This is a genomic window from Paracoccus sp. 228, from assembly GCF_000967825.1.
In the GTDB taxonomy this organism is placed as follows: Bacteria; Pseudomonadota; Alphaproteobacteria; order Rhodobacterales; family Rhodobacteraceae; genus Paracoccus; species Paracoccus marcusii.
In genome coordinates this window covers 1-5,693 of the sequence record NZ_JYGY01000017.1, presented here as the reverse complement: position 1 = coordinate 5,693, position 5,693 = coordinate 1, and the positions used below count along the sequence as shown (strand labels likewise).

The following is a 5,693-nucleotide window of genomic DNA, read 5'->3' as shown; positions in this document are numbered from 1 at the left end:
CGCAAAGGAAGGCAGGGCGTCCAGGCTCGGGGCGCAGGCCGGCGCCAGCCGGACAAGCCTAGAGCGCGGTCCCGGCCAAAGGACGGGATGCGCCCAATGAGGATATAACAAAATAATAGAGTTCGACATGCACCCTTCCATCCCCCATCCTGTCAACGGCTCGTCGTATGTAAGGGGCATCATGGCACGAAAACCAACGCCTGCGGCAAATCGCCTTCCAGAATTTAGGGCATGGGCCAGAGAAATAACCCAGGAGAATAAGGAAGCTCGAAAGTACGGCGCTTCTACTGATTTGAATGGTCAGCTCGCACGAGCACTTGAGCGGGCATATCAGAAGGGATTTGAGGAGGCTCAAACAGGCCAAGACAGCCTTTCAGTATCTACTGACGCTGATCCAAATAATCCCAAACCTCTTGCAAGAAGCGTTGTTACTGTCAAAATTTCCAGTGCCCTACATGTTTTAGGTCTAAGAAGGTTTGGCAGTAAAACAACCTACGACCCAGAGCGGAATGAGGCCGTTGCCTTCATAGAAGATGATTAGATTTCCAACCTCACAAGGCGCGATCCAGACTGGCGCATCATCACTCAGCACGGTTTCGAAAAAGAGTCGTTCTCTAACAGAACCATTCAGCAACTAGTTAAACTAGGGCTACTTGTTCCGGCTTCTTCTAATCATGAGGCTTTGCAAGGCAGGCGCTTGTTGAGGCTATCCCCCAAAGGGGAAGCTACATATCGGTCTTTGTATATCGAGCAGCGATAGATGCGCGACTAGCTCCATCTGGTTGATGCTGAACAGTTAGGACGCGATCACGAGCAACGTCTAGCTGCAAGCATGACCGATGGGCCTTGCACGGCTCTTGGCTTGTTCTACGCCTTCTGACGGCAGAGTAATCAGCAGCTCGGCCCTACTCCCGCAACTGCTACACACTAGCCGGTCCTGCAAAGCTCGCAGAGGCATGTCTGGTTTGCCTAGCTGTAGGATCAGCAAGGGGCCTGCCCGCACTGTAAGGCGGTCACATGAACAGCACCGAATGCTGACGGTAGCGTCACTGTCAGCAGCATGTTGAAGGGTGATGCCGGGGCTTGTCATGGTGCAGAACATTACCAGCACATAGCCGTTGAACAAGGCTGATGAGCGTTAGGAGCTGCGCTTGCAGTAACGTCAGGCAACGGCGGGCGTCAGCCAGCCGTTGCCTAGGTCGCCGCCCCAAGGGATGCGGCCTTAAAGCCGCACCTTGGCTTAGACTAAACCTCACCATCAAAGAATATGCTCGAAGGAAAACAGAAGGGGGGCTGTCTGCCCCCCGCGCCTTAGGGCGCTCCCCCCGAGGATATTTAGAGGAAGATGAGAAGGGCAACGGCTCAAAGGTCTGGCAGAAACCCTGGGTACGGGTTGGCAGGACCGTAGCGAACTCCGTCCTGCTCAAAAAAACCTTTGTAGCCACAGAGCCAAGCGCGGTGAGCTTCACTTCGCACAATGGCGCGGCGCAGCCAACGCGGCATGTGGCGGCCAGAATGGCCCATCAGATAGATGCGAAGATAAAGTCTCTTCATAGCCAGTCCTTTTCTTCAAGCTACAGGGGAAAGAGGCGGGCCGGAAGGCCCGCCCGGCGCTCAGGGGCGCGGCTTGTGATAGACGCAATATCCGGTCGGGACGTTCGTGCCGGAACTGGCGAAGCTGCCTACGGGAAGATCGTTCCACCGGCCAAGGATCGTGCCGTGGTCATAGTAGGCGGTCGCGGGCAGGATGCAGACCAGGACGCCGCCCGGCTTCAAGAACTTCTCCGCGTGATCGAGGTGGAGCTTGTAGTGTTTGCCGTAGAACGGGGGGTTCATCACGACACGATCAAAGCGCGCGTCGGGTGCGACCTGTAGGAAATTCGCGGTCATGACATGATGCCCCTTTGCGCGGGCCCGCTCGGCGCGGCCAGCGTCATACTCGATGCCGGTCACGGTGACAGGATCTCGGCCGCGGCGATCCTCGCGGTTGTCGTTCCATGCCGCCAGCTCGTCCATGATCCGGCCATCGCCGCATGACGGCTCAAGAACGTGTTCGCCGCCCGACAGGTGCAGCGCGCCGATGATCTCTTGCGCGACGTGCCGGGGCGTCGGGTAGAATTGCAGGTCCCGGGCAACCTCGGTGCTTGGCCGCTTGGCCTCGGCCTCGGTGGGCGCGTCGGGAAGAACCTCGCCGTAGAACTCGGCCAGCGCCCGGTTAATGTCGCGCCGCCCTGGCTCGTTGAAAATCAGGTGGGCGTTGCCGTTCTTGAAGGCGCGAACGGAGCCAGCGCAGCAATCGGCCTCGCCGTGCCGCTCAGCTTCCTTCATCATGTCGGCAAACTCGCGATAGTCGTAGCGCGGCTGGCCGCGATAGACGCGCAGGGCGTTCAGCGTGTCTTTCAGCCGCTCTTGGCCCCAACTGTTCCATCCGGTCGCGCTGCCGATGATGATGCGCTTGGGCAGACCCTCGACACCGATTTTGACTTTGGAATGGCTCTTATAGGCCGGGTCCAGGTCGCAGAAGCACTCGGCCAGCCCTTTCAGGACGTGAAAGCGGGGGTCCAACAGGTAATCGCCAAAGACTTCTCTAAGGTTCGCCATCGTGAAGGGCAGTGGGTTCGTCAGCTTCAAGTCGAGCTGCTTGCGGTCCTTGGCGCTGGCGATCCGCTCGATGTTCAACCCCTCATAGACGTCAGGGCAATCGCATATGGCTCACGCGAGTAAGCCATTGAGATCTCCCTTTCCCAGGTGGCAGAGGTTTTCGCGCATCTTATCGTCCGCAGGACAGGACAGTACATCACCTGACAGGATGAGCTTGCCCGGATCGGAATGCCTTGGGATGTCGAAACCCCAAGGCATCTTTATTCAGTCGACAAGAACGGCCAGTCGCACCACAAGGGGCGATTTTACTTGGCGGCGAAGGCAAGCAGGTCCGGGTTCACCACATCAGGATGCGTGGCAAAGAGCCCGTGCGACAGCCCGGGATAGGTCCGCAGCGTGCCGTCCCGGACAAGCTTGATCGCCTTATGCGCCGAATTGCTGATCGGGACGATCTGATCGTCCTCACCATGGATGAAAAGGACCGGCACGCTGAGCGCGGTCAGATCCTCGGTGAAATCCGTTTCCGAGAAAGCGGCGATGCAGTCGTAATGCGCCTTGGCGCCCCCGGCCATGCCCTGACGCCACCAGTTCTGGATCAGTCCCTGACTGACGGTGGCGCCTTCGCGGTTGAAGCCGTAAAATGGTCCGCTCGCGACATCCAGAAAGAACTGCGCCCTGTTCGCCACCAGCGCGGTACGGAAGCCGTCGAAGACCTCCATGGGAATGCCGTCCGGATTCTTGTCGGACTGCACCATCACCGGCGGAACCGCGCCAATCAGCACGACCTTGGCGACCCGGCCAGCCTGCGCTCGCGCCGCATAGCGCGCCGCTTCGCCGCCGCCGGTGGAATGTCCGATATGGACGACATCGCGCAGGTCAAGCGACTCGGCCAGTTCCGCCACGTCAGCGGCGTATGTGTCCATCTCGTTGCCGGTGTCGGTCTGGTCGGACCGGCCATGCCCGCGGCGGTCATGCGCGATGACGCGGTAACCTTCGGCCAGAAAGAACAGCATCTGGCTGTCCCAGTCATCAGAGCTGAGGGGCCAGCCATGGTGGAACATGACAGGCTGCGCATCCTTCGGTCCCCAGTCCTTGTAGAAGAGGCGGGTGCCGTCCGAGGTGGTGAAAAAGGCCATTGCAAGATCTCCTGTGGGCAACGAGGGTTGGGCAAATCCGGGAAAGGGCGTCACGAGTGCGATCGCAAGGGCTCGGGCAGTGCAGGGCAGAGCACGTGGCGTCGGGTCAAAGCTGGCTGATGCAGGCTGGCGATGGAATTCATATGCGAACCTCACATTTGCAGGCTTCCGCAGGATCGGGACACGTCCTCCTGCATTCCCCAAGTGGCGTGTCGTTTGAGGTGAAGATCGCCTGTATCCGAGCGCTAGACAAGGATTTTCTGCCGCAAGCGGCACCTGCGGTCGCGCAGACTGCTGGATCTGGACGGATCAGACCGCGAAGCCGCTGTTTCCTTGCCCAGGGGCGGCGTTTTTCAGCGCAGCGGACAGATCTGTCCAGCCGCTTTCGTTCAGTTTGAGCGTGGATCGCGATCATGCGCATAGCGGTGGCGCTCGCAATCGGCGGATAGCGGCGAGGATGGCGCGTACCATCGTGCCGGTGACAGCGACCTCGGCCAGCTGGAAGGTGATGGTGCGGGCGTGACGGACCACACGTGCCCCGATCTTGATCAGCTTCAGTTGCAGGCTGATCAACGACCAGTCGGCCATGGCCTCGGGCAGCTCGATGCAGCGCAAGAAGGTGGCCAGGTTGTACGCCAGGGCGTGCAGTTGCAGCCGCACCTCATTGTCGCGGAACTTCCGGCACGACAGCCGCGTCCAGCGAAAGGCGTATTTGCCCTCTTTGATGTGCTGCTCGGCGGTGCCGCGCTGGTTGTAGAACCGCACCACCCAGTCCGGCTCCATCGGCAGGTTGGTGACGATGAAGCCGACACGCGGGAACAGTTCGCCCGGATGCCATTCGATCTTGGCGATCACCCGGCGTTCCTTGTCCCAGGACGCCGCCTGATACTCGAATTCCTCGAAGAACCGCTTGACCTTGGTCAGTGACGGCCGCCCGACAGGGCGCGTTAGCCGATGCGCGATCTTGTCCTTGAGGACCGCGTTTGCGGGCAGCCGGATGGCGTAGAAGAACCGCGCTTCTTCCAATCGCTCATAGATCGCCGGGATCGCGTAGGCAGCATCGGCCCGGAAGAACCTGCCACCAAGGTCGCGCTCCGCGTAGCGCGCAATGACGGGGTCGAGAACATCACGCCAGCCATCGGCGCTGTGGACGTTGCCATGGCGCAGGGCGCAGCGTTCCAGCATCCCGAACTGGTTGAACAGAAAGTTGGGGTGATAGCAGCTACAGTCGAAATGGCCATTCCAGGCGGACCCTTCCTGGTCGCCATGGGTCGGGCTGACCGAGCTGTCCATGTCCAGAACGATGTACTTCAGCCCGTTACGGTCATGGAACCGGTCGATCCATTGCCCGTTCAGGTCGGCCAGCGCGGCACGGTTCCCGGCCAGAGCCAGCGTCTCGGTCTCGAACCGTCCCATCTGCGATGCCGAGGCCGCTTGTGCATCGACCGCTCTGCCGCCGACAACTTGGCGCATGACCGGATCGCAGGCGAGACGGTTGGCGTCGTTGACATCCTCGTATCCGGCCAGCCGCCCAAAGACTGATTGCCGGAACAGGCCGTCGAGCCGATGGACCGTGTTCTTGCCAGAGCGAGTATCGCGCAGCGCCGCTGACGCCAAATCGGACAACCCGAGCGCGTCATCAAGCTCGCGCATCACCAGAAGGCCGCCGTCGGAACTGAGCTGCGTGCCGCGAAATTCCAGCCGCACGCGAGGGTCGAAATCCACCCGATCTGCCCGTTGCAAGCCCGCACCCTCTGGGTGATCCATGAAACGCGCCCCTCGCAGCCTTCAACACCATGTTTTATATAGGAAATATAATGGTCAGGACAGCGAAATCAGCGCCTTACTTGGGAAATGTGGGTGAGAACGTTTCGGAGAAAGTCGTCATCCCAGCCTGCCCTCTTGAGCTTGATGGAGAGCGAGCCCTTCGACGTGTCCCTGCGCATGACGTCGAGA

Annotated in this window: 5 protein-coding genes; 1 reads left to right on the top strand and 4 read right to left on the bottom strand. The window is 60.1% G+C overall.

What is annotated here, in order from left to right:
- Nucleotides 1-181 precede the first annotated feature (181 nt).
- Nucleotides 182-541 (top strand): hypothetical protein, encoded by a 360-nt coding sequence (locus SY26_RS21435; protein ID WP_157020561.1) that lies wholly within the window; start codon nt 182-184, stop codon nt 539-541.
- An 821-nt stretch (nt 542-1,362) separates the two neighbouring features.
- Here the strand turns inward: SY26_RS21435 and SY26_RS21430 are convergent.
- From SY26_RS21430 to SY26_RS19520, 4 genes are all read right to left on the bottom strand, one after another.
- Nucleotides 1,363-1,554 carry a hypothetical protein gene (locus SY26_RS21430; RefSeq protein ID WP_157020560.1) on the bottom strand — a complete coding sequence of 64 codons (192 nt, stop codon included), beginning with the start codon at nt 1,552-1,554 and terminating at the stop codon, nt 1,363-1,365.
- A gap of 60 nt (nt 1,555-1,614) precedes the next feature.
- The gene (locus SY26_RS19530; RefSeq protein ID WP_052715411.1) at nt 1,615-2,679 is read right to left on the bottom strand and encodes a class I SAM-dependent methyltransferase; all 1,065 of its coding nucleotides are present in this window, start codon (nt 2,677-2,679) and stop codon (nt 1,615-1,617) included.
- 227 nt (nt 2,680-2,906) lie between these two features.
- Nucleotides 2,907-3,737 (bottom strand): alpha/beta fold hydrolase, encoded by an 831-nt coding sequence (locus tag SY26_RS19525; protein WP_046001955.1) that lies wholly within the window; start codon nt 3,735-3,737, stop codon nt 2,907-2,909.
- A gap of 411 nt (nt 3,738-4,148) precedes the next feature.
- Nucleotides 4,149-5,504: an IS1380-like element IS1247 family transposase gene (locus SY26_RS19520; RefSeq protein WP_084693981.1), complete on the bottom strand. Its 1,356-nt coding sequence runs from the start codon at nt 5,502-5,504 to the stop codon at nt 4,149-4,151.
- Between the last annotated feature and the right edge of the window lie 189 nt (nt 5,505-5,693).

Excerpts from the sequence above, each read along its gene's own strand:
- SY26_RS21435 (WP_157020561.1), top strand. The coding sequence starts at position 182 with ATGGCACGAAAACCAACGCCTGCGGCAAATCGCCTTCCAGAATTTAGG.
- SY26_RS21430 (WP_157020560.1), bottom strand. The coding sequence starts at position 1,554 with ATGAAGAGACTTTATCTTCGCATCTATCTGATGGGCCATTCTGGCCGC.
- SY26_RS19525 (WP_046001955.1), bottom strand. The coding sequence starts at position 3,737 with ATGGCCTTTTTCACCACCTCGGACGGCACCCGCCTCTTCTACAAGGAC.
- SY26_RS19520 (WP_084693981.1), bottom strand. The coding sequence starts at position 5,504 with ATGGATCACCCAGAGGGTGCGGGCTTGCAACGGGCAGATCGGGTGGAT.